Genomic DNA, 18,625 nt, shown 5'->3' with positions numbered 1-18,625 from the left:
CTTTATAAAGCTAAAAATCAGGCTGCCGGATATCCGACAGCCTGATTTTTTAAAACATTGGTACAAATGCACCATCAAATATTTTAAGGATAGATTCTCTCATTTCGTCTGTATGAAAAGCTTTATTTAAAGCTTTGGCCCACTCTGCATCTTTATCTTCCTGCCTTACAGTAAGAGCGGCGCCGAACTTTTCCAGGTCATCTGTGCCTGATGTCGCTATGGCAGATTTAGCATCCTTTCCTGCTGCAATCATAAGAGAGGCAGCCATACATGAAGCATCCACATCTGGAAGAACTGTCGTAAGTTGCATTAGGTCAACTTCAACGAATTCTATATTTTTACTGTTTTCAGAAACATCATATATGGTAGGAGCTTCTATTCCCTCTGAAAGCTTTATAAGCCCGAGTTCCTGAAGCATAAAAAGCGCTCTTGACTGGTTACTGGGGTCGGTAGAAACAGCTATCTTGGCATCATCTGGTATTTCTTCAACAGATGTATGTTTCTCTGAAAAAAGAGCAAATACAGGAGCATGAACCAAATCCTCCATCATATACAAGTCTGCATTTTTTTCTTTATTAAAATTTTCGAGATATGGCCTGTGCTGCAAAAAGTTGACATCAATTTCTCCTTCTAGAAGGCCGACGTTAAGGGAAATAGGGTCATCAAACATTACTATTTCCATGTCATAACCCATTTCTTTAAGCCCGTTTTTTGCTGCTTCGACCTCTTCAACAACCGTTGCAGTAGTCCCTATCTTAATAGTGGTTTTTTCTTCTGCCGGTTTTTCAGCTTTCTGGCAGCCTGTGGTTAATGCAATTACCATAAAAATCGCTGCAATTAATAATTTTTTCATCGAGATTTCCTCCTGAGTAATGTTATATCTTATACAAATAAGAAATAGTAATATCGTCAAATTGCTTTTTTATTTTTCTGTTGCTTTGGACCAATATCTGTTGTGGAATAGAAGTAATTTGACTGTACAACATACCAAATTCTATATTTAGAAACATTAAGTAATGATAGATAAGGGCTTCATTAAAAAATAAATCTTACATTAAAGGTTCTGTTTATATTCATTTTTCTATCATTTTAGTTTCTTATATAAGTAATTCCCTGCAAGCTGTATGCATTGAACCATAATAATCAAAACAATAACGACAAGATACATCACTTGGTCATTAAAGCTTTGATAACCATAAGTAATAGCCACCGCGCCAAGACCACCGGCGCCTACGGCACCTGCCATAGCTGTAGCGCCCAGAAGATTTACTATGGCAAGACAGAGCCCTGAAATAATAGAGGGTATGGCCTCAACAAACATAACTTTAAAAATTATCTGCCAATCTGAAGCTCCAAAAGATTTTGCTGCCTCTATAAGAGATTTATCTACTTCCTTGAGACTTCCCTCTATTACTCTTGCCATAAAGGGGGTAGCTGCAATGGTAAGAGGAACCACAGCACCTTTTATGCCTATTGATGTTCCTGCTATAAAACGGGTGAAGGGAATAATTGCTACGATAAGAATTATAAACGGAAAGGAACGTATAATATTTACTATTGTATCTAAAATATTATAGATATGAGGTCTTGGTCTGAGCCCATCCTTATTTGTAACGATAAGAAGTATAGCAAGGATACAGCCCAAAATGGCAGAAAGAAAAGAAGCTATTAAGAGCATTTTTAAAGTGCTTAAAAGGGCAGGACCTATAAGTATCTGGCATATTTCAGCAATACTCATATTTCTCATTCTAACAAGTCATCTCCTTTTCTACTTCTATATTCTCCCATAATATGTTTTTACTTTTAAGATACCTCACTGCAACAGGGTATTGGTCTTCACTGAAGGTTAAAATAAATGAGCTTAAAATCTTGTCTCGATATCTTTCTGTTTTTCCACCGACAATGGAGTATGCAAAGTTTAAGTCCAGCGCCATTTTAGTAAAGATATTTCTGTTATCTGGATTCTCGGGAAGAAAAACTTGGATATGTCTTCCTTTCCCATAATTAAGGGTGTTCTCTTCTCCTAAAAAACGCCTAAGGGCAGGAGAATTCCTTAAGAAAACCTCTTCTACGGACCCTTCCTCAACGATTCTTCCGTTTTCCAATATACAGGCCTTATTGCAAATATGCCTGACCACTTCTACCTGATGAGTAACGACGACAATAGTGATTCCTAGCTTTTCATTAATTTCTTTTAAGAGCTCAAGTATAGATTTCGTTGTTTTCGGATCCAAAGCCGAAGTAGCCTCATCACAAAGTAAAATTTTGGGGTTTAAGGATAATGCCCTTGCTATAGCTACCCTTTGTTTTTGCCCTCCGCTTAAATATCGCGGCTTTTCATTGATTTTGTCAGAAATGCCTACGAGTTCAAGAAGTTCCTTAACCTTTTTATTTATCTGCTCCTTTGGATGTTTCCAGCAAACCATCGGTAAAGCAACATTATCATAAACGGTTTTTCTTTCTAACAATGAAAAATGCTGGAATATCATTCCAATTCCTTTGCGAAACTCTCTGAGCTCATTTTTACTGTAATTATGTATTTCGTGGCCGTTAACTAAAAGCTGGCCGCTGTTATATTCTTCTAAACCATTGATGCATCTCAGAAGTGTAGATTTTCCAGCTCCGCTTCTGCCCACAAGGCCATAAATATCGCCTGCATTAATAGAAAGATTTATTTCATGCAGTACCTTTAAACCACTATACTTTTTTTGAAGCCCTTTAATAATAATCAAAATTTCTCTTCCCTTCTGCTTAGGTCAATGCTTAAAAGTCAATTTAACAAAATTTTAGACGATTTATTGTTCTAAGCTTTATCAAGAAAGCTCGCTATATTATTTTAATCAATATATTGAACTGTTTATCACATTTTACAGATGTAGTATATATTATTCGATAAGCTTATACAAATAGAAATAATAAATTGCTCTTTTGTCGAATTATAAATATATATGATAGCTTCTTTATCAAAATGCATAGCTTTGTTTAGAATTAATAGGTATCGTTACAATAATTACTTTCCTTTGATTTAACTGTGTTTTTGTATTATGTCTCTTTATACTTTCTCAATACTGCTATTAAATTTTGTTTATTGACTTAACAAAACTATAAATCTATACTTACAAAAGAGGTCTTCGTACATAACAAAATCTACTATTATAATATTAGGAGGAGACTAATGAAAAAATTTATTGCACTTTTTATTGCGACGAACTTATTATTTGCCTCACTAACTGGCTGCGCAGCTAATTCCGGCCAGCAAGAAAGCAATCAGCCTTCCGCTGCACCCTCGGCTGAACCTTCAGCAGAAGCAGAGTCAAAAAGTGAAGTTTCCAGCGAGAAACCGAAAATAACTTATGCTGAACCAGGTTGGCAATCCTCAATGTTTGTTAATCAGGTTATGGAAATTGTAATAGGCGAAGGCTACGGCTATCCCATAGAGCCAGTAAATGCTACAAATGTAGCGCTGGTTACGGCAGTTACTAATAATGAAGTAGATATCCATACCTATATAGCAGAAATTGCATTTGAATCTTATCAAGAATTAAAAGACTCTGGAAAAATTCTTGAATGGGGTGCTATACATAACGATGGTGTTCAAGGTGTATATGTTCCTTCCTATATGATAAATGGAGATAAGGAAAGAGGGATAGATCCTATTACCCCTGATTTAAAAACAATAAAAGATTTAATTAAGTATAAAGATATATTTGCTGATCCCGAGGACCCGACTAAAGGGCTTTTTGTAAATGCTCCTGCCGATTATCTTGCAGCTACGGTTTTAGATCATAAGCTTAAAGCATACGGTATTACCGATCATTTTAATATCTTAACATTAGGCAGTCAGGGGGCCTCTGACGCATCCCTTGATGCGGCATATAAAAAGGGAGAACCTTGGGTAGGTTATGGGTTTGTGGTTTCCTATGCATATGGTCAGTATGACCTGTTTAAGCTTGAAGATGAGGCAGAATATGACCCTGAATTATATACACCTGAAAATAATTATATATGTGATTTTCCTCATGATAACTATATGGTAACTTCGTCGACTAGTTTTCCGGATAAAGCTCCTGAACTACTTGACTTTCTGAAGAAGTTCCACCTTTCAGGACCGATTATCAGTAAGGGAATTGGATATATGACAGACAACAATAATGATGCCAGAGGGGCAGCAATTGAATGGATGAAGGCTAACGCCGAATCTTGGAGTACATGGGTAGATGATAAGGTAGCCGCTAATATTCAGGCTTATCTTGATAAGCAGTAAATAAACTTTGAAGTTTTTATAAAGATGTCCTGCTTATATCGGCAGGATATCTTTATATTTGTTTAACACAAATAACCTTAGCATATTTCTATCATCAAAGGGCTGAGCGTCAATGGACTATATTAACAACTTATTTAAAAATATTCCTGGTTTAGACTTTGCCGTGTATGTTGAACAGGCATTGGATCATATGGTATTAAATTGGGGCGGCCTGCTTGATGCGCTGTCGGCCTCTGTATTATTCTTTGTGGTGAGAATCGAAAAGTTTCTGAACTGGCTTCCATGGTGGGCATGGATTCTTATCGTATTTATTTCCGCCGCCTATCTTATTTCAAAAAAATCGGGTGCGATACTTTCATTTATGCTGTTTACTATAGGATGGCTTGGATATTGGGACTTAATGGTAATGACAGTATCGATTGTGTCAACGGCGATTGTTTTCTCTTTATCTCTAGGTATCCCCTGCGGAATATTAATGGCCCGCAGCAGATTTGCCGAAAAAATAGTCCATCCTATTCTTGATGCCATGCAAACAACGCCCAGCTTTGTATATTTGCTGCCGGCAGTTATGCTCTTTGGCTTAGGCAAGGTTCCGGCGGTTTTTGCGTCTACTATTTATGCCGTTCCGCCGGTTATAAGAATGACAAACCTCGGGATCCGCAGTGTTTCTGAAACATCAATAATGGTTGCTGATTCCTTCGGCTGCAGTGCATGGCAAAAATTACTGAAGGTACAATTACCGGAAGCAGCAACGATGATTTTAGCCGGAATTAATCAGACTACAATGATGTCGTTAGGAATGATTATAACTTCATCTATGGTTGGTGCAAATGGTTTAGGGCTTGCAATATTTTCATCAATAGGCCGCCTGGATGTCGGTACTGCCTTTGAAGCAGGTTTATGTATTGTTTTTGTGGCAATTATACTTGACAGGCTCACCCAAGGGCTAGCAAAAAAATTCAGTAGGGATTAAAATATATGGATAAAAACAATAAGACTATATTATCTGTTAATAACTTATACATGATTTATGGCAGGGATCAGGAAGAAAATAAAAGGAAGGACAAAGCAAATATCAAAGGTAAAAAAGCCTTTACTGCCGTTGATAATATCAGCTTTGATGTTTATGAACAAGAGCTATTGGTTATTATGGGTCTCTCAGGGAGCGGTAAATCAACTCTTTTGAAATGCTTGAATCTCATAAATTATCCTTACTCAGGAGAAATAATATTTCGCGGTGAAAATATATTAAGTTATAATAAAAAGCAGCTACGCAATTATCGTCAAAAAAAAGTAGGCATCGTATTTCAGGATTTTGGATTGTTTACGCATCGTACGGTATTGCAAAATATTGAATTTGGCTTAGAAATCAGTAAAGTAAATAAAGAAGAACGAAGAGAAAAAGCTAGAAATATTATTGACATGGTCGGTTTAAGCGGTTGGGAAAACCGTTATCCTAAAGAACTTTCCGGAGGAATGCAGCAAAGAGTGGGGCTGGCTCGGGCCCTTATAAATGATCCGGAAGTGCTTCTGATGGATGAACCCTTTTCAGCGCTGGATCCCTTAATCAGAAGGCAATTACAGCAGGAGCTACTTCAATTTCAACTTAAACTTAAAAAAACGATAATATTTATAACCCATGATATTAATGAAGCGTTTTATTTAGGCGATAGGGTTATTATTATGAAAGATGGAAAAATTGAGCAGACCGGATCGCCTTTTGAAATTATGCTTGAGCCTTCTTCCGCCTATGTTAATAGCTTTATTTCTGATGTAAATAAATTTAAAATTATAAAGATAAAAGATTTACTAAGTGTTTCAGATTCAGAAGCAGAGAATAAAAACTTACACTGCGACGCAAGAGTAACCGAAGAAAGTACGCTTGGGGACATAATGCCTATAACAATGTCTACATCAAAAGATATTCGGGTATACAATAGTCTTAAGCAATCAGCAGGGATTTTAAAAAGACAGGCTGTCTTGGATATCTTAACGATGACTAACAGAGAAATGCTGAAGTAATTGCGTCGGAAACCTTAAATCTTTACTTTATATATAAGTAAAAGCTTCTTTTTATAAATTACATAAAAAAATATGTAAATACGGAGGGCAGGTATATGGAAAGTTTCGACTTGAAAAGACATAGGATAATGCTGGATTTTACTGCGTTTGTGGAAAGTTCAGCAGATAACCGCCTTCCTTCCCATAATAATACAAGAATATATGATGCTCCCTTAATAGGATTTGCTTCGGCAAAAGATCCGTTGTTTTCTGATTTTAAAGACAGTCAAGTAATCGGGCCTCAGTTTATTATCCCCATTGATTGGCTGCCGGAAGCAGAAACTGTTATTTCGTATTTTCTCCCCTTTTCTAAAGCAATACGTAACAGTAATCGCTTTCGGGGATTGCCTTCTGAAATATGGATAGATGCTAAAACCTTTGGGGAAAGGTTTAATAATATAGCCAGAAAGTATCTGGTTGAATATTTAACTTTGCTTGACGGTACGGCGCTTGCACCTTCGTTAGATGAAAGATTTATCTCTTATGAAACAGCTTCAAACTGGTCAGAACGCCATATTGCGTATGTTGCGGGGTTAGGCACCTTCGGTCTACATAGGGCACTGATAACCGAAAGAGGCTGTGCCGGACGAATTGGAAGCGTAATAACTACACTTAAATATAAAAGTACGGAACGTAATTATAAAACTTATTATGATTATTGCCCTTATCTTACAGAAGGAAAATGCGGCGTATGCATGAAACGCTGCCCCGTTTCTGCGATAAAAAAAAAAGAAAGGCAAAAGCAAATATGCAGGCGCTATCTTACAAATGATGTTGCAGCGAATTTTGCAGCTTCTCAAGCCTGCGGCAAATGCAGTGTTTCAGTACCCTGCGAATATTCCAGGCCATTATCACTTAAAAAAGAGGAAAACGAGAGTATAAAGAAATCTATTTAATTTTCCAATGTTCTTTGGTTGAGTCAGTAAAATTAAAAAAACAGATCTTCTATGATAAGTGGTAGGGTTGAAGGCTTCTTAATAAGCTTTCAGTCCTTAGTTTATATATACCCTATGGTTCAGGGCATGTCAAGTGCAGGCGGTGTTTTCGCCTGCTTTTTACTCTATTATAATGAGTTAGCCGAGTAAACGTCCCTCATACATGATACTTAGTTCTCCATATACCTGGCCCCAGTTACGGATCGGCATGGTCCATTTCTTAGTGGCTTCAAATGTAGATAAATACAGTGCTTTTAGCAATGCTCCTGCGCTTGGAAATACACTCCTTTGACGGTTCAGTTTCCGGTAGGTTGCATTCAGGCTTTCTATTGCATTTGTGGTATAGATAACTTTCCGGACATTGGCTGAGAACTTGAAAATCGGTGAAATCGCATCCCAATTCTGGCTCCAGCTTTTCATGGAACCTGGATATTTTTCTGCCCACTTTTCTGTAACTCGCTCCAAGGCCTCTAAGGCCCTTTCCTCCGTAGGTGCCTGATAAATCGTCTTTAAGTCTGTAGCAAAAGGCTTATGTTCTTTACCAGATACGTATTTTAATGTATTTCGTACCTGATGAACGATACAGCGCTGGTATTCCGTTTTAGGATAAGATGCAGTGATTGCCTCCTTGATTCCAGTCAACCCATCTGCGCAGATAATAAGGATAAGCAGAACCTTCAAAATATATACTATCTGTATCTTCTTTATATAAAATATCAAATCTTGCGTCATCATTCCGGCTGTACACCCCACCTATTTGGATATTATCAAGCTGGTTTTTGTATATTACAGGCCTGTCACCAAACTGGAATATCCAATTCAGGAATGTATCATTGTCAAAATTAAATTCCTTATTGCTTGAATAGTAATTAACATTGTTGTCTTCTAAATAAGCGGCATAAAGCTCTCCTGATTGTGTAATTTCTACAATGCCTTCCATTATTGTATAGAGGCCTCTTACACCGCCCGTAATAATATAAGAATCTCTTTCTTCGTTATAAATTCCTTCAGAAGTGTCAAAACATTCCATAAAATAATCAAAATCTCTTCCTAAAAGTGTCTTCAGTCTTTGGTCTACTGTTTTATTTTCTAGTAAAAATAATGGGTATTGATTGGTTTCATAGAACTCCTTCAGATTAGGAATTTGTCGCTCTTCTAATTCAGAAACATTTCTATCATCCTTATCCGAGGAGTTTTTGGTTTCCTCTGTTGATAACTTTTTTGAAATCTCAGAAGAAGAGTTTTCTTTATCTTTATTTTCAGATAGTACAAGGGTTTGGTCCTTCTTAAAAATGTTTTTTATCTCTTCCCCTTTAACAATGAACACTCCTGCAACGATAATTGCTCCTATAAAACCTAAAATTACGATAGGTAAAATTCGTTTAAATCCGGCTGCCCTTGTGGATTGTAATTCAGGCCCATTTATCTTCTCAGGTTGATAAAAATTAGTTTTTTGCTGCTTTATTTCTAAGTTCTGATTTAAATTTTCTCCGCAATAGGGGCAAAATTTACTTCCGTCTTTAATTTCTTTAGTACATCTTGGGCATAACATGAAATCTCTCCTTTTAAGATATTTAATCGTTAATATACATATAGTATATATTAATACCTCGTTCAGTTTATTTCAACTGAAAACTGAAAATTATACAATTAAATGTAGACTAAAGGAGGTATTACATGGATTATAAAAAGTTAGGGCAAAGAATAAGAGATGAACGCACTAAAAATAACTTAACACAGGCTCAGCTTGCCGAACTTGTAGATATTTCGGATACTTATATCGGTCAAATTGAACGTGGGGAAAGAAGCCTTACTTTAGATACATTAACGAGACTTTGCAACAAACTAAATGTTACAATAGACTTTTTGCTTCAAGACTATATTCCCACCAAGGAAGATATTATCGTCGAACAATTTAAACAGATCATAAGCAAAGGTTCTGACACACAGAAACAAATGGCACTCGATGTAATTAAAACCATGTTCCGGTATCTAGATACATAGGATAGCGAAAAATAATTCTCTTGAAAAAGTTATTTTCTATTTACTTGTGTTTTGGCTAAACGATGTAGAAATTCCCTTACTATAAAAGCTTCTATAGTATCACTTCTATAGCTCATACATATTAGCCCTTAATCTCCGCATAGCTTCAACATCATTAGTCAATCGCTTAATAGCTACGTTTATCATATAATCAAGGGGTAAAGAATATTCTCTTGAAATATCTAAAAGCTTGTCCAAGTACTCATGGCTATAAATTTGAATGTGAATTATTTCTTTCTCCTTCATAAGGCTCCTCCATATATTTTTATAAATTTATATAAAATCTTACTTCTTATATTTATTTTACTGAATCACAATGACATCAGATGTCATTGTGAAAAAATTCTTGCATTTTATAAAAAATAGCTCTGATAAATTAACCAGAGCTATTTTTCTTATTTGAAATTATATTTAATTAGAATGTAACCGGCTTCTTTAAGTAAACCTTGCAAAAATATTTTATCAATAACTCTCTCCTTATTTTGATTGCTTACTAAAATACTTGATTTTTACAGCCAGCTTATGAACTTTCTGATAAATCCTCTCATAATGGCCGGCGCATTTTCCTCAACACCTTCTAAAAGTTTCTCCGCTATATCTGCTACAGTATCCTTTACCTTTACAATGGCTTCTCCCGTTACTTCGAGAACTTCTACAATAATATCTCCCGCTATCTCAAGAAAGCCCTTTTTCACATATTCCCCTGCTACTTCTGATTGAAATTCGGGACCTACTTCTTTATAAAAAGTTATTTTTCTCTCATTTGGCAAAGCAAAGATAATTTCGTTCACAAGCTCAGTTAAATTGTATCTTTCACTGGCGGAAACGCAAATAATAGCAGAAGCAGGCACTTCAAAGAACCTTGACAGTTCCAAAACCTTGACATTTATATTTTGAAACTGAGCCGGGCTTGGTATGTGTCTGCGATTATCCCATTCCCGAAAGGGCTCTATTTTATCCACCTGATTTAATACAAAGAAAAAAGGCTTTCCTTCTTGAATATGGGACCTTACGATATTTTTATAAAAGCTCTCGTCGGAGGCTAATGCTCTGTCATCTGCCTTAATAACCCATAAAACCAAATCAAGCTCCGGCATAAGCTTTGCATAAAGCTCCGCATATTCCTCGTCCCTATTTCGGCTTTCGCCCACACCAGGGACATCTATGAGCTTGATCCCCTTGGAGTTGCCTATTTTAAGAAATCCTTCTTTAATATTTCTCGTACAGGCCTTTACATCACTGATACTAAAAAGCTCCTTCCCAAAAAGGGCATTGCAAAGGCTTGATTTTCCTACACCAGTTTTACCAAGGATGCCTATTTTCGGCTCATAATTTAAAATATAGGTTAAGCGATTTATAATTAGGTTTTTCTGTTTTTCTGTCATATTAATATTTAATCTTTTAAATAAATTATCTTTATTTTGCATCTTTTCCTCCTATGCATGTGCATTTTTAGTCTTAAAAAGCATGCTCCCTCTGCAGGAACAAAAGCATCTTTATAACTATATTAAAGGTATCTGCTAAAATCTAAAGCTGAGGTCATTATTTATTTCCCCATAAATAAAATCCTCAATTTCATCAGCTGAAAAGCCCTCTGAAATCAAGGATTCTATAAATTCTTCATCATAGCCTATAAATTTGGCGACATTTTTTAAGTCTTGCCAGTAAGCATCTTCATCGTTATAAAATCTAAAATCAATTCCTCCTTCACACCATTCCAAAATACTGGTTTTCTTTGGCTTAAAGGTTGTCTTACTGTCAATACCTTTATTATCAATTTTCACGACCTCTCCATCCATTAATTCTACAAACTCAATATCGCCGGTATTCTTCTCTGTAGGGGTGAAATAATTTATAAGGTTTGACTTCATCAGGGCAGACATGAGTATTTTTTCCGTAGAAGCGTATATATAAAGCTTCATGCCTTTATGATGGATTATTGAAATGGGATTATCCTTTTTAGATATGTAAAGATTAGCGTATTTATCCAGTACGGTAAATACAAAAGAACCTTCGATTTTTTCGGACATGGAAGCTACGGACATTAAGCTTATATCTCCTGATTGTTCAAGTAATTGTACAGCTATGTAAGAATCCGTCTGAATCTTCGTATCCGGAAGTTTATTTTCTTTCCTTAACTCTTTATCGTTATAAAGGATTCCATTATGAGCGAGGGCAAATTGATTGTTGCCTTTTCCCCCTAAAAAAGGATGATTATTAATGTTAAGCTTTTCTGTACCTTGAGTGGTGTGCCTTGTATGGCCGATTAATACAGGAGGGTTTATTTTAGGAAAGTTCATCTTAAAACTGTAAGAGGGCTTAGGGGCCTTTTGTATTTCCAGTTTGCTTTTACTGTTTATAAAAGCCACGCCTGTAGCATCAATACCCCTTACAGCACTTTCATAAGCTAACGATTCTATTATATCTTTTAAATCCTCATTTTTAATACAATTACCGTAATTAAGGTACCCGAATATTCCGCACATATTAGTTTCCTCCATCTATTCTAATTAAAGCATTAATCAACATCTTTCTTGATGCTCATTATATTAATTTCTTGTTCTTTAAATAAGCCATTAACTCTGGCTTGACGTCTGTATTGATACCATATATAAAATTAGCCCAGCTAATTCCTTGAAACTCTTTATCATCTAATTTCTTTGCAACAGTACAAATTTCATCTACCATCTGCAAGGTTGCAAGAAATGTGGAAAGTTTTAAAGTGCCTCTGAACAACCTGAACTCAATGGTATGGTAATTTTGAAGATTCAAGCATACATATCTGCTGCCTTTATTCTTTTTTGCCTCTTCCAGTGTATTTTTAGGACTATCAAGAAGACCGTATCTCTTTGCCCATTTAATCAGCTGGACTTCCGTTCTTCTGCTGAATATAATCAGCTTATACCAGAATTTTTCTATGAAATATAAAATACGACCGATGGTATTTTCCTGTTCTTGTATGCTTTCTCCTAACTCGTTACGTCCCACATGAATGTGTAGCCCACAGGTACCGCATTGGTGAGAGTAATACCCCATATCCAGTGCTTTAGCTAAAATCTTATCCCACGGCATAACTTTAGTATGATAATGAAGGGACATAGGGTGAGTAACGATTTCCATGCCATTTATAAGGCTTCCATCATGCTTCATATAAATATGCTCCTCATACTGATTGGCGATATCAAGCAGTTTTTCTGCATTGCTGCGGTCTTCTCCGCCTTCATCAATTTCAAGCTCAACGCCATAAAATAAGCCTGAACCATAAAATAAAGGTTCAGGCTTATAATCATAACCATGTATTATTTTATTTTTATCTTGAAAACAATCGTTGCAATAAGGCATATCTTCGTAATCGTCTATGTAGTTTGCGTCATCATTTCGAATAGTTCTTCCGCACTCCTCACAGCATGTAAAGTTATAATCATAGCACCTATCACATATTTCATTTCCGCAGTAGTCATTGGCTTCGTCTCTCCAATGTCTATTACCGCATTCGAAGCATATGAAGGTTTGTTCGTCAAGGCATGTATCGCAGAGCATTTCATTTTCAAAAAGAGTCGCTGCTTCTTCTGAAACTTCTGCTCCGCAGTGTTCGCATATAAATAATTCCGTATCATCTTCCAAAGCTTCTTCGTAAATCAATGAATCATCTGTTACAGACATATGTATACCCCCTATATAAATTAATATCAAGGTTATAATATATAATTGAAATAAGGGCTTTTACGGTTTTACTTTTAATAATATATCGGGGTCATAAAAGATATATGGAGATTATAGGCATGAAATTTAGAATAGGGGGATATAGATGCTTTGATAATTCGAAAGCTTGTAAGTCTTTATACTTCATCTCCAATAGATAGAAACATCGCAGATATTTTTTCTATTTCATTCCTTTTTGTATTTTCTAACACATGGGCATAAAGGTCCATGGTAATCGTTATAGAGCTATGACCTAAAATGTCCGAAACTACTTTAATCGGAATATTCATTTCAATCGCTCTTGTAGCAAAAGTATGACGCAATGAATGAAAACCCATTTCAGGGAGTTCTAGTTTTTTAAGTAACTCTTTAAAGTATTTCTGATAATATCTGGGTTCTATAGGATTGCCTGTTTCATTGCAAATAAAAAATCCTCTGTCGCTATATTCAGCACCAAAGAATTCTTTTTCTGATTCAACCATATTTTGATATATTTCTATTCTTGTCATAAGCTCCGGTGAAATAGGAATACTCCTTACAGAACCTTTTGTTTTTGCAGAACCTAACACAAGCTCCGTCTTATTTCTAGGATTGGGACCATAATCCTTTAAACGGTTAAAGGTATATTTTACATTTATAATCTCTTTTTCAAAGTCGATATCCTTCCATTGCAGGCCTGTAATTTCTCCGATTCTCATTCCTGTTCCTAAAGCTAAAAAGATACCGATGCCAAGCCGTTCATCAACGACTGCCTTTAATAATTTCTTCTGCTGCTCTACAGTTAAAATCTCTATAGATTTCTTTTCAATCTTAGGCAGGCTGGTGTTCTTAACAGGATTTTTAATGATGATGTCATTATTAACAGCCTGCTCAAATGCCTTGTGAAGCATATTATGTATATTTTTTATGGTCTTTGGCTTCATACCACCTTCCCGTCTCAGATTACCGCCTGCAAGCTTTTCATTATAAAAGCTTTGTATCATGTCGCTTCTGACAGCTGATAGTTTCATACTGCCAAACCTGGGATTAATGTGATTTTTTATGTAACTTTCATAAGTAACCCGGGTAGACTGCTTTATAGAATTAATAGCATATTCGTTAAACCAGATATGAAACCATTCTTTTACAGTAATATTTTCTTTTGAAGATATATACTGTTTGCCATGATGCTTATTTCTGAATTCGTCCATTGCATTCAAAACTTCTCGCTTTGTTTTTCGTGCAAATGTTTTTCGTTTCCTTTTACCTGTTTCATCATGGTAGGAGATGGCTCCGGTATATCCGCCTTTATTTGTTTTATAGATACTGCCTTCTCCGTTACTGCGTTTTTTCTTGGTACTTCTAACATTATCCTCCATAACATCACCTAAAACGTATTATTTTCTAAAAGCCATTTCTCAAGGCCTACTCTTGACACAAGCTTTCTTCTTCCTACCTTTTTTACTGGAAAATCTCTTAAATCCGATAATTCATAAGCTTTTGATTTCCCGATTTTTAATACTGCCGCTAATTCTTCAATGGTATAAACAATAGGTTCTAAGCCTCTTTCTATATTTTCCATACGTATAAGCTCCTTCCAAAAGTTTATTTATAGATAATTAAATTTTCCTTTTATAAGCTTCATCTATATAATGTATATTTATATTGTTTTTATTTGCCTTTTATATAAGGGTTAAAAGATTTGGCAGGTAAGAATATGACCAACTTGACGGGATTGTCACAGGATTAACATTTATGCTGCTTAGCTGTCTCAGTATCCTATTGAAATCAGTATTTGAGTATTTGCCAGACATTTTCACTTTGTAAAGGCTCCTGACATCATTTACCTCTGTAATAAAAGCTATAATTTCTCTTTTGTATTTGTTTTGAATATCAGAATTTAAAATAATTTCTTTTGCTGTACGCAGCTTATAGTAGTCGCCTTCTCTAACGATACCCTTAAGGCAACTTGTAACAACCCTTCTCGCAATTTGCTCATCTAAATAATTAGTAGGTGTTCTAGCATCAAATTTATAATTTTTCTTCAAATCCTGTACCTTTCGGCCCTTACATTGAACCTCCAGCCGAAGAATTCCTCTCGCTTTTTCACAATCAATAAAATCAGAAGCTTTACACGCAAGCTCATTATATTTATTATAAAAATTTATAGTTGCAGATGAGTTTTGCATATAAACTGAGTCTATATAAGTAGTTTGTCTATGGGATACATTATCCCACCAGGTTTTCACCTTAAATCGGTTTGGTATACCTCCTCTTTTTATGAGCTTTATGTAAGATTCAACTTCTTCTTGGCTTTTAAAATGAACATCAAATGCATAATCAATCCTGCTTAACAGAAGCATGGGAAACAGTTCACCAATACCCATGTCATAAAAAACTTTCTTTACCTCGTCAAGAGATTCACATGCTCTGTCAATCGAAGATACATTAATATAATCCTTTTCCATTACCTTCATAGGATTTATGGTAAGGACGAGATACTTAAAGATGCCGCCTTTTGCATCAATGGTCCTAATTCCTAGTTTAAAAGGAATTTTAGAATAATGACCATAAAACTTTGTACTGCTTTTAGATTCAAATATGCTTTTTGCATTAAAAAAGGCCGTTAGTTTTTCATCTAAAAGCCTTGCCTCACTTAAGGTAATTTGATTTGATAATTCAAAGGTATGAATCATATCAATCCTCCTATTTATTTTTTATTGCGCAGTTTTATAGTACATGTACTATAGGTATATAGTTAGTATTTCTATCTATTAACTAATAGTTATGTAGATTGTATTAATTTAACCTATATCTATTTATTGTCTCTTTTTAAATATAGATACCCTTTCGTACAATATATTTTTTAATGCTATCAATTTGTTTATGGATGTGTACTTTTCCATAGCATCTTTTTATCCTGCGATTTTCTTCGTGTACTGCTGCTATACTTTTGTTTGGTATGCTATAATAATTTATTATGACCTTGACTTTTAAGAAGGATATTTAGATGGATAAGAACTCTTATAACGGTAAATATGGCTCTAGAGCGCAAAATAGAAAACCACATTCTCGTAGATACATAAACAGAAAAAGCGATATAGATAAAAATAACAACAAAGATGAGGATGATGAGAAGAAAATATATAAAGATGAAGAACTTTATGCGATTACAGAAAACGATAAAAATGAAGAACCTGATCTGATTACAGAAAAGGATAAAGATGAAGAACCTAATGTGATTACAGAAAAGGATAAAGAAAAGGACACTGAAAAAAGACAGTACAATGAAAAAGACCGTTCTAATATAGATAATTTATTTAAAAGACCTCATATAAGGGTATTTCAGCGAAAAATATCTCATTACCATGGCAAAAGATTAGAGATATGCGAAAAAGAATTTGCAGCCAATATGGATAGAATTTTTATGTTTAAGAGAATGAATTTATTATTTAGTATGCCCTTTTATGGTGAAACTAAAATGGCACTGGAGAGTGTTATAAACTTTGAAAATTTTATATCCATCTTTAGTAATTTTGTTAAATTCTATACAAAAAGAAAAACTGGCCTACTATTATTATTAACAATGTATTCAAGGCATAACGCTTATTGGAATGAAACCCAAAATCGTGATGGACTAGATAAAGAAACCCTTATAGCTGATGAAATAAACTATACAAAATCATTTATTGATTCATTGAAAAAACTATACGATACCATCTATTTAACACCCCCCCTTATTAACGAAGACTTTTTTTATAATATCAATAAAAATCTTATTTTTTTCTCCGGAAAGGTAATTGACTTAAATACAAATAAAATACTAAGCAATTACTTTGGTATGAATTGTTTAAATTTAAAGGATATAGAAGCAATAGACCTCTCTAATGATGCCATAAAGTGTTTTGAAAAAAACTCAGGCCTCAAAAGCGAAGCTATCGAACCAATGAAGCTAAAAACCCTTCAGGAATTCTTAGGATATATTATTTCAAATCATGCAGAAGTAAATAAGGCCTTCTTAATAACCTATGAAAATCCTACGGAAATATCTATGTTTTTCGACCACTTATTTTCAAGTAATTATATTTCCCGGCTAAACCCAAAAGAGCTGAAAGATAAAATTGAAAAATGCGAGACTTACAATAAGTACATAAATATATACGAATATCTACCTTATGATAAATATATGAAAGTAGATCATATCAAAGAGTTAATAGGCTTGAAAAGAGTTGAAAATATAAATACTTCTAAAGCCTATACTTATTTACCGACTGTAAAATTTATTTTTTTAGGAAATGAACGTCCCTCTTTTAAAGATATCAGAGAAGAAGAAAATTTTAAATTCTGTACTATACATCTTGATTTTACAAAAGGGGACTCGCCTTCCATCAAAAAGCTTTTAGAAATAATTAGTAAGGCCGAGCTTACAAGTGGATTTTTAAGCTGGATGATATTAGGCCTTAAAAATTTAATTAAAAATAATTATGCATTTTCATATCCTACTAATGTAACTGAGGAATATCCATCCATTTTGGCAGATAATAATTGTTTACCCGAAAGTACCTCCGAAGCAGCAACAAAAAAGGAACCTAAGACTACATACGAAAAAAAGGTAGAAGAAGAAAAACAGCAGTTACAGGCTTTTATCAGTGAATATTTTGAATTTGATTTTTCGATAAATGAAAAAGGGGTACCTGTTTACACCCTATTAGCTACAGAATTATTTTCTCGTTACGAAAGCTATTGTGAGGAAAATTCTTTAAGTAAAATAGCTACAAAGAATACTTTTTACAAGAGAATGGAAGTGATTATAAATTCTGTACTTGAGCAATTTGGACAAACGGATTTGCTAAAGAAATCAATTAGATATTTAGAAAAGGGATCTAAAAGAACAAAACCTGACAAAGAATATGGTTTTATAAAAGAGAAGGAAAATAAAGGACAAAGCTGATTTCCATTTTAAATTAACACGAGATAGCTTTATTTTAGATTAGAACACTAGATTTTTATAGAAAACAATAAAAACCTATTCATGAAATAGCGAAAATACGTAATTTAACTTAAATATTGATGATTTTCCGTATTAAATTATCAAATTTATTTCTAGTAACCAATAATTTAATACGCATATTTTGAATTTAATAAGGAAATTTGATAATTTTATTCAAATACTGTTTAATTCTATTCGTATTTTATGTTAATTTAATACGGATTTAAATTGAAAATAAATAAGCTATATCCACATCTTCAATAGAAAATATTTAATACTATCATTTTAATAAATTGACAGAATTAAATTAATATTCGTAATATTTATTTTATTATTATGCTATCTTTGTATAAATGAATCTGCAAATACAATAATTATATGCTGTATATCTTAGTCAAGATAATTAGAGTTTATTGTAACTTAATATAGATTAGCTAAAACATATAATATTATACTATAATTGACGGTAGCTTAAAGAACAAGAAAGAGATATATTATGGGTAACTGAATTGTCATTTATTGCAGACGCATTTAAGGCACAAATAAACTTCATCTCCTATTGATATAGAAATCGTCAATGATAGGGGAAACTGTGAATTATAAAGATGATACTATATAGATTAATTCTATACGTGACATAAAGTGCTTTAA

General features: G+C 34.2%; 17 protein-coding genes and 1 pseudogene. 6 read left to right on the top strand and 12 right to left on the bottom strand.

Features of this window, described 5'->3' with window-relative positions; translation table 11 throughout:
- Nucleotides 1–49: 49 nt before the first annotated feature.
- The 3 genes from NBX03_RS05345 to NBX03_RS05335 all read right to left on the bottom strand — a co-directional run bounded on the left by NBX03_RS05345 (nucleotide 50) and on the right by NBX03_RS05335 (nucleotide 2,732).
- Nucleotides 50–853, bottom strand: a complete 804-nt coding sequence (locus NBX03_RS05345) for a MetQ/NlpA family ABC transporter substrate-binding protein (RefSeq protein ID WP_250229720.1) — start codon at nucleotides 851–853, stop codon at nucleotides 50–52.
- 231 nt (nucleotides 854–1,084) lie between these two features.
- A complete protein-coding gene (locus NBX03_RS05340; RefSeq protein ID WP_250229719.1) occupies nucleotides 1,085–1,747 on the bottom strand; it encodes a methionine ABC transporter permease in 663 nt (220 codons plus the stop codon).
- Between the two features lies 1 nt (nucleotide 1,748).
- On the bottom strand, nucleotides 1,749–2,732 hold the full coding sequence (locus tag NBX03_RS05335) for a methionine ABC transporter ATP-binding protein (RefSeq protein ID WP_250229718.1): 984 nt from the start codon (nucleotides 2,730–2,732) through the stop codon (nucleotides 1,749–1,751).
- Nucleotides 2,733–3,175: 443 nt separating this feature from the next.
- Here NBX03_RS05335 and NBX03_RS05330 point away from each other — a divergent pair, with 443 nt between their 5' ends.
- The 4 genes from NBX03_RS05330 to NBX03_RS05315 all read left to right on the top strand — a co-directional run bounded on the left by NBX03_RS05330 (nucleotide 3,176) and on the right by NBX03_RS05315 (nucleotide 7,221).
- Nucleotides 3,176–4,264: a glycine betaine ABC transporter substrate-binding protein gene (locus NBX03_RS05330; RefSeq protein ID WP_250229717.1), complete on the top strand. Its 1,089-nt coding sequence runs from the start codon at nucleotides 3,176–3,178 to the stop codon at nucleotides 4,262–4,264.
- A gap of 112 nt (nucleotides 4,265–4,376) precedes the next feature.
- Complete coding sequence (locus tag NBX03_RS05325; RefSeq protein WP_250229716.1) at nucleotides 4,377–5,237, top strand: ABC transporter permease; 861 nt, start codon at nucleotides 4,377–4,379, stop codon at nucleotides 5,235–5,237.
- Nucleotides 5,238–5,242: 5 nt separating this feature from the next.
- Nucleotides 5,243–6,286, top strand: a complete 1,044-nt coding sequence (locus NBX03_RS05320) for an ATP-binding cassette domain-containing protein (protein WP_250229715.1) — start codon at nucleotides 5,243–5,245, stop codon at nucleotides 6,284–6,286.
- Between the two features lie 95 nt (nucleotides 6,287–6,381).
- Nucleotides 6,382–7,221 carry an epoxyqueuosine reductase gene (locus NBX03_RS05315; RefSeq protein ID WP_250229714.1) on the top strand — a complete coding sequence of 280 codons (840 nt, stop codon included), beginning with the start codon at nucleotides 6,382–6,384 and terminating at the stop codon, nucleotides 7,219–7,221.
- A gap of 177 nt (nucleotides 7,222–7,398) precedes the next feature.
- Here NBX03_RS05315 and NBX03_RS05310 read toward each other — a convergent pair.
- Nucleotides 7,399–7,926 (bottom strand): annotated as a pseudogene (locus NBX03_RS05310) (IS256 family transposase); the annotation flags it as partial.
- A complete protein-coding gene (locus NBX03_RS05305) occupies nucleotides 7,862–8,812 on the bottom strand; it encodes a zinc-ribbon domain-containing protein (protein WP_250229713.1) in 951 nt (316 codons plus the stop codon). The pseudogene NBX03_RS05310 and the gene NBX03_RS05305, both read right to left, overlap by 65 nt.
- Before the next feature lie 125 nt (nucleotides 8,813–8,937).
- On the opposite strand from NBX03_RS05305, the gene NBX03_RS05300 reads away from it, so the two are divergent.
- Nucleotides 8,938–9,264 (top strand): helix-turn-helix domain-containing protein, encoded by a 327-nt coding sequence (locus NBX03_RS05300; protein ID WP_250229711.1) that lies wholly within the window; start codon nucleotides 8,938–8,940, stop codon nucleotides 9,262–9,264.
- A gap of 105 nt (nucleotides 9,265–9,369) precedes the next feature.
- Here the strand turns inward: NBX03_RS05300 and NBX03_RS05295 are convergent, their stop codons facing one another.
- The 7 genes from NBX03_RS05295 to NBX03_RS05265 form a co-directional block, all read right to left on the bottom strand.
- The gene (locus tag NBX03_RS05295; protein WP_250229710.1) at nucleotides 9,370–9,549 is read right to left on the bottom strand and encodes a hypothetical protein; all 180 of its coding nucleotides are present in this window, start codon (nucleotides 9,547–9,549) and stop codon (nucleotides 9,370–9,372) included.
- 263 nt (nucleotides 9,550–9,812) lie between these two features.
- A complete protein-coding gene (locus NBX03_RS05290; protein WP_250229708.1) occupies nucleotides 9,813–10,730 on the bottom strand; it encodes a GTPase family protein in 918 nt (305 codons plus the stop codon).
- Nucleotides 10,731–10,823: 93 nt separating this feature from the next.
- Nucleotides 10,824–11,789, bottom strand: a complete 966-nt coding sequence (locus NBX03_RS05285; RefSeq protein WP_250229706.1) for a class II glutamine amidotransferase — start codon at nucleotides 11,787–11,789, stop codon at nucleotides 10,824–10,826.
- Between the two features lie 58 nt (nucleotides 11,790–11,847).
- Nucleotides 11,848–12,966, bottom strand: a complete 1,119-nt coding sequence (locus NBX03_RS05280) for an amidoligase family protein (RefSeq protein WP_250229705.1) — start codon at nucleotides 12,964–12,966, stop codon at nucleotides 11,848–11,850.
- A 176-nt stretch (nucleotides 12,967–13,142) separates the two neighbouring features.
- On the bottom strand, nucleotides 13,143–14,363 hold the full coding sequence (locus NBX03_RS05275; RefSeq protein ID WP_250229704.1) for a tyrosine-type recombinase/integrase: 1,221 nt from the start codon (nucleotides 14,361–14,363) through the stop codon (nucleotides 13,143–13,145).
- Between the two features lie 8 nt (nucleotides 14,364–14,371).
- Nucleotides 14,372–14,566 (bottom strand): helix-turn-helix domain-containing protein, encoded by a 195-nt coding sequence (locus NBX03_RS05270; RefSeq protein ID WP_250229703.1) that lies wholly within the window; start codon nucleotides 14,564–14,566, stop codon nucleotides 14,372–14,374.
- Between the two features lie 100 nt (nucleotides 14,567–14,666).
- Complete coding sequence (locus tag NBX03_RS05265; protein ID WP_250229702.1) at nucleotides 14,667–15,680, bottom strand: phage/plasmid replication domain-containing protein; 1,014 nt, start codon at nucleotides 15,678–15,680, stop codon at nucleotides 14,667–14,669.
- A 314-nt stretch (nucleotides 15,681–15,994) separates the two neighbouring features.
- Between NBX03_RS05265 and NBX03_RS05260 the strand changes: the two genes are divergently transcribed.
- Nucleotides 15,995–17,935: a hypothetical protein gene (locus NBX03_RS05260; protein WP_250229701.1), complete on the top strand. Its 1,941-nt coding sequence runs from the start codon at nucleotides 15,995–15,997 to the stop codon at nucleotides 17,933–17,935.
- The last annotated feature ends 690 nt before the right edge of the window (nucleotides 17,936–18,625 follow it).

It is taken from the genome of Anaeropeptidivorans aminofermentans (genome assembly GCF_940670685.1).
In the GTDB taxonomy this organism is placed as follows: domain Bacteria; phylum Bacillota; class Clostridia; order Lachnospirales; family UBA5962; genus Anaeropeptidivorans; species Anaeropeptidivorans aminofermentans.
The sequence above is the reverse complement of the archived record's forward strand: the minus strand, read 5'-3'. Positions and strand labels throughout refer to the sequence as shown.

Excerpts from the sequence above, each read along its gene's own strand:
- NBX03_RS05345 (WP_250229720.1), bottom strand. The coding sequence starts at position 853 with ATGAAAAAATTATTAATTGCAGCGATTTTTATGGTAATTGCATTAACC.
- NBX03_RS05340 (WP_250229719.1), bottom strand. The coding sequence starts at position 1,747 with ATGAGAAATATGAGTATTGCTGAAATATGCCAGATACTTATAGGTCCT.
- NBX03_RS05330 (WP_250229717.1), top strand. The coding sequence starts at position 3,176 with ATGAAAAAATTTATTGCACTTTTTATTGCGACGAACTTATTATTTGCC.
- NBX03_RS05325 (WP_250229716.1), top strand. The coding sequence starts at position 4,377 with ATGGACTATATTAACAACTTATTTAAAAATATTCCTGGTTTAGACTTT.
- NBX03_RS05320 (WP_250229715.1), top strand. The coding sequence starts at position 5,243 with ATGGATAAAAACAATAAGACTATATTATCTGTTAATAACTTATACATG.
- NBX03_RS05315 (WP_250229714.1), top strand. The coding sequence starts at position 6,382 with ATGGAAAGTTTCGACTTGAAAAGACATAGGATAATGCTGGATTTTACT.
- NBX03_RS05305 (WP_250229713.1), bottom strand. The coding sequence starts at position 8,812 with ATGTTATGCCCAAGATGTACTAAAGAAATTAAAGACGGAAGTAAATTT.
- NBX03_RS05300 (WP_250229711.1), top strand. The coding sequence starts at position 8,938 with ATGGATTATAAAAAGTTAGGGCAAAGAATAAGAGATGAACGCACTAAA.
- NBX03_RS05295 (WP_250229710.1), bottom strand. The coding sequence starts at position 9,549 with ATGAAGGAGAAAGAAATAATTCACATTCAAATTTATAGCCATGAGTAC.
- NBX03_RS05290 (WP_250229708.1), bottom strand. The coding sequence starts at position 10,730 with ATGCAAAATAAAGATAATTTATTTAAAAGATTAAATATTAATATGACA.
- NBX03_RS05285 (WP_250229706.1), bottom strand. The coding sequence starts at position 11,789 with ATGTGCGGAATATTCGGGTACCTTAATTACGGTAATTGTATTAAAAAT.
- NBX03_RS05280 (WP_250229705.1), bottom strand. The coding sequence starts at position 12,966 with ATGTCTGTAACAGATGATTCATTGATTTACGAAGAAGCTTTGGAAGAT.
- NBX03_RS05275 (WP_250229704.1), bottom strand. The coding sequence starts at position 14,363 with ATGGAGGATAATGTTAGAAGTACCAAGAAAAAACGCAGTAACGGAGAA.
- NBX03_RS05270 (WP_250229703.1), bottom strand. The coding sequence starts at position 14,566 with ATGGAAAATATAGAAAGAGGCTTAGAACCTATTGTTTATACCATTGAA.
- NBX03_RS05265 (WP_250229702.1), bottom strand. The coding sequence starts at position 15,680 with ATGATTCATACCTTTGAATTATCAAATCAAATTACCTTAAGTGAGGCA.
- NBX03_RS05260 (WP_250229701.1), top strand. The coding sequence starts at position 15,995 with ATGGATAAGAACTCTTATAACGGTAAATATGGCTCTAGAGCGCAAAAT.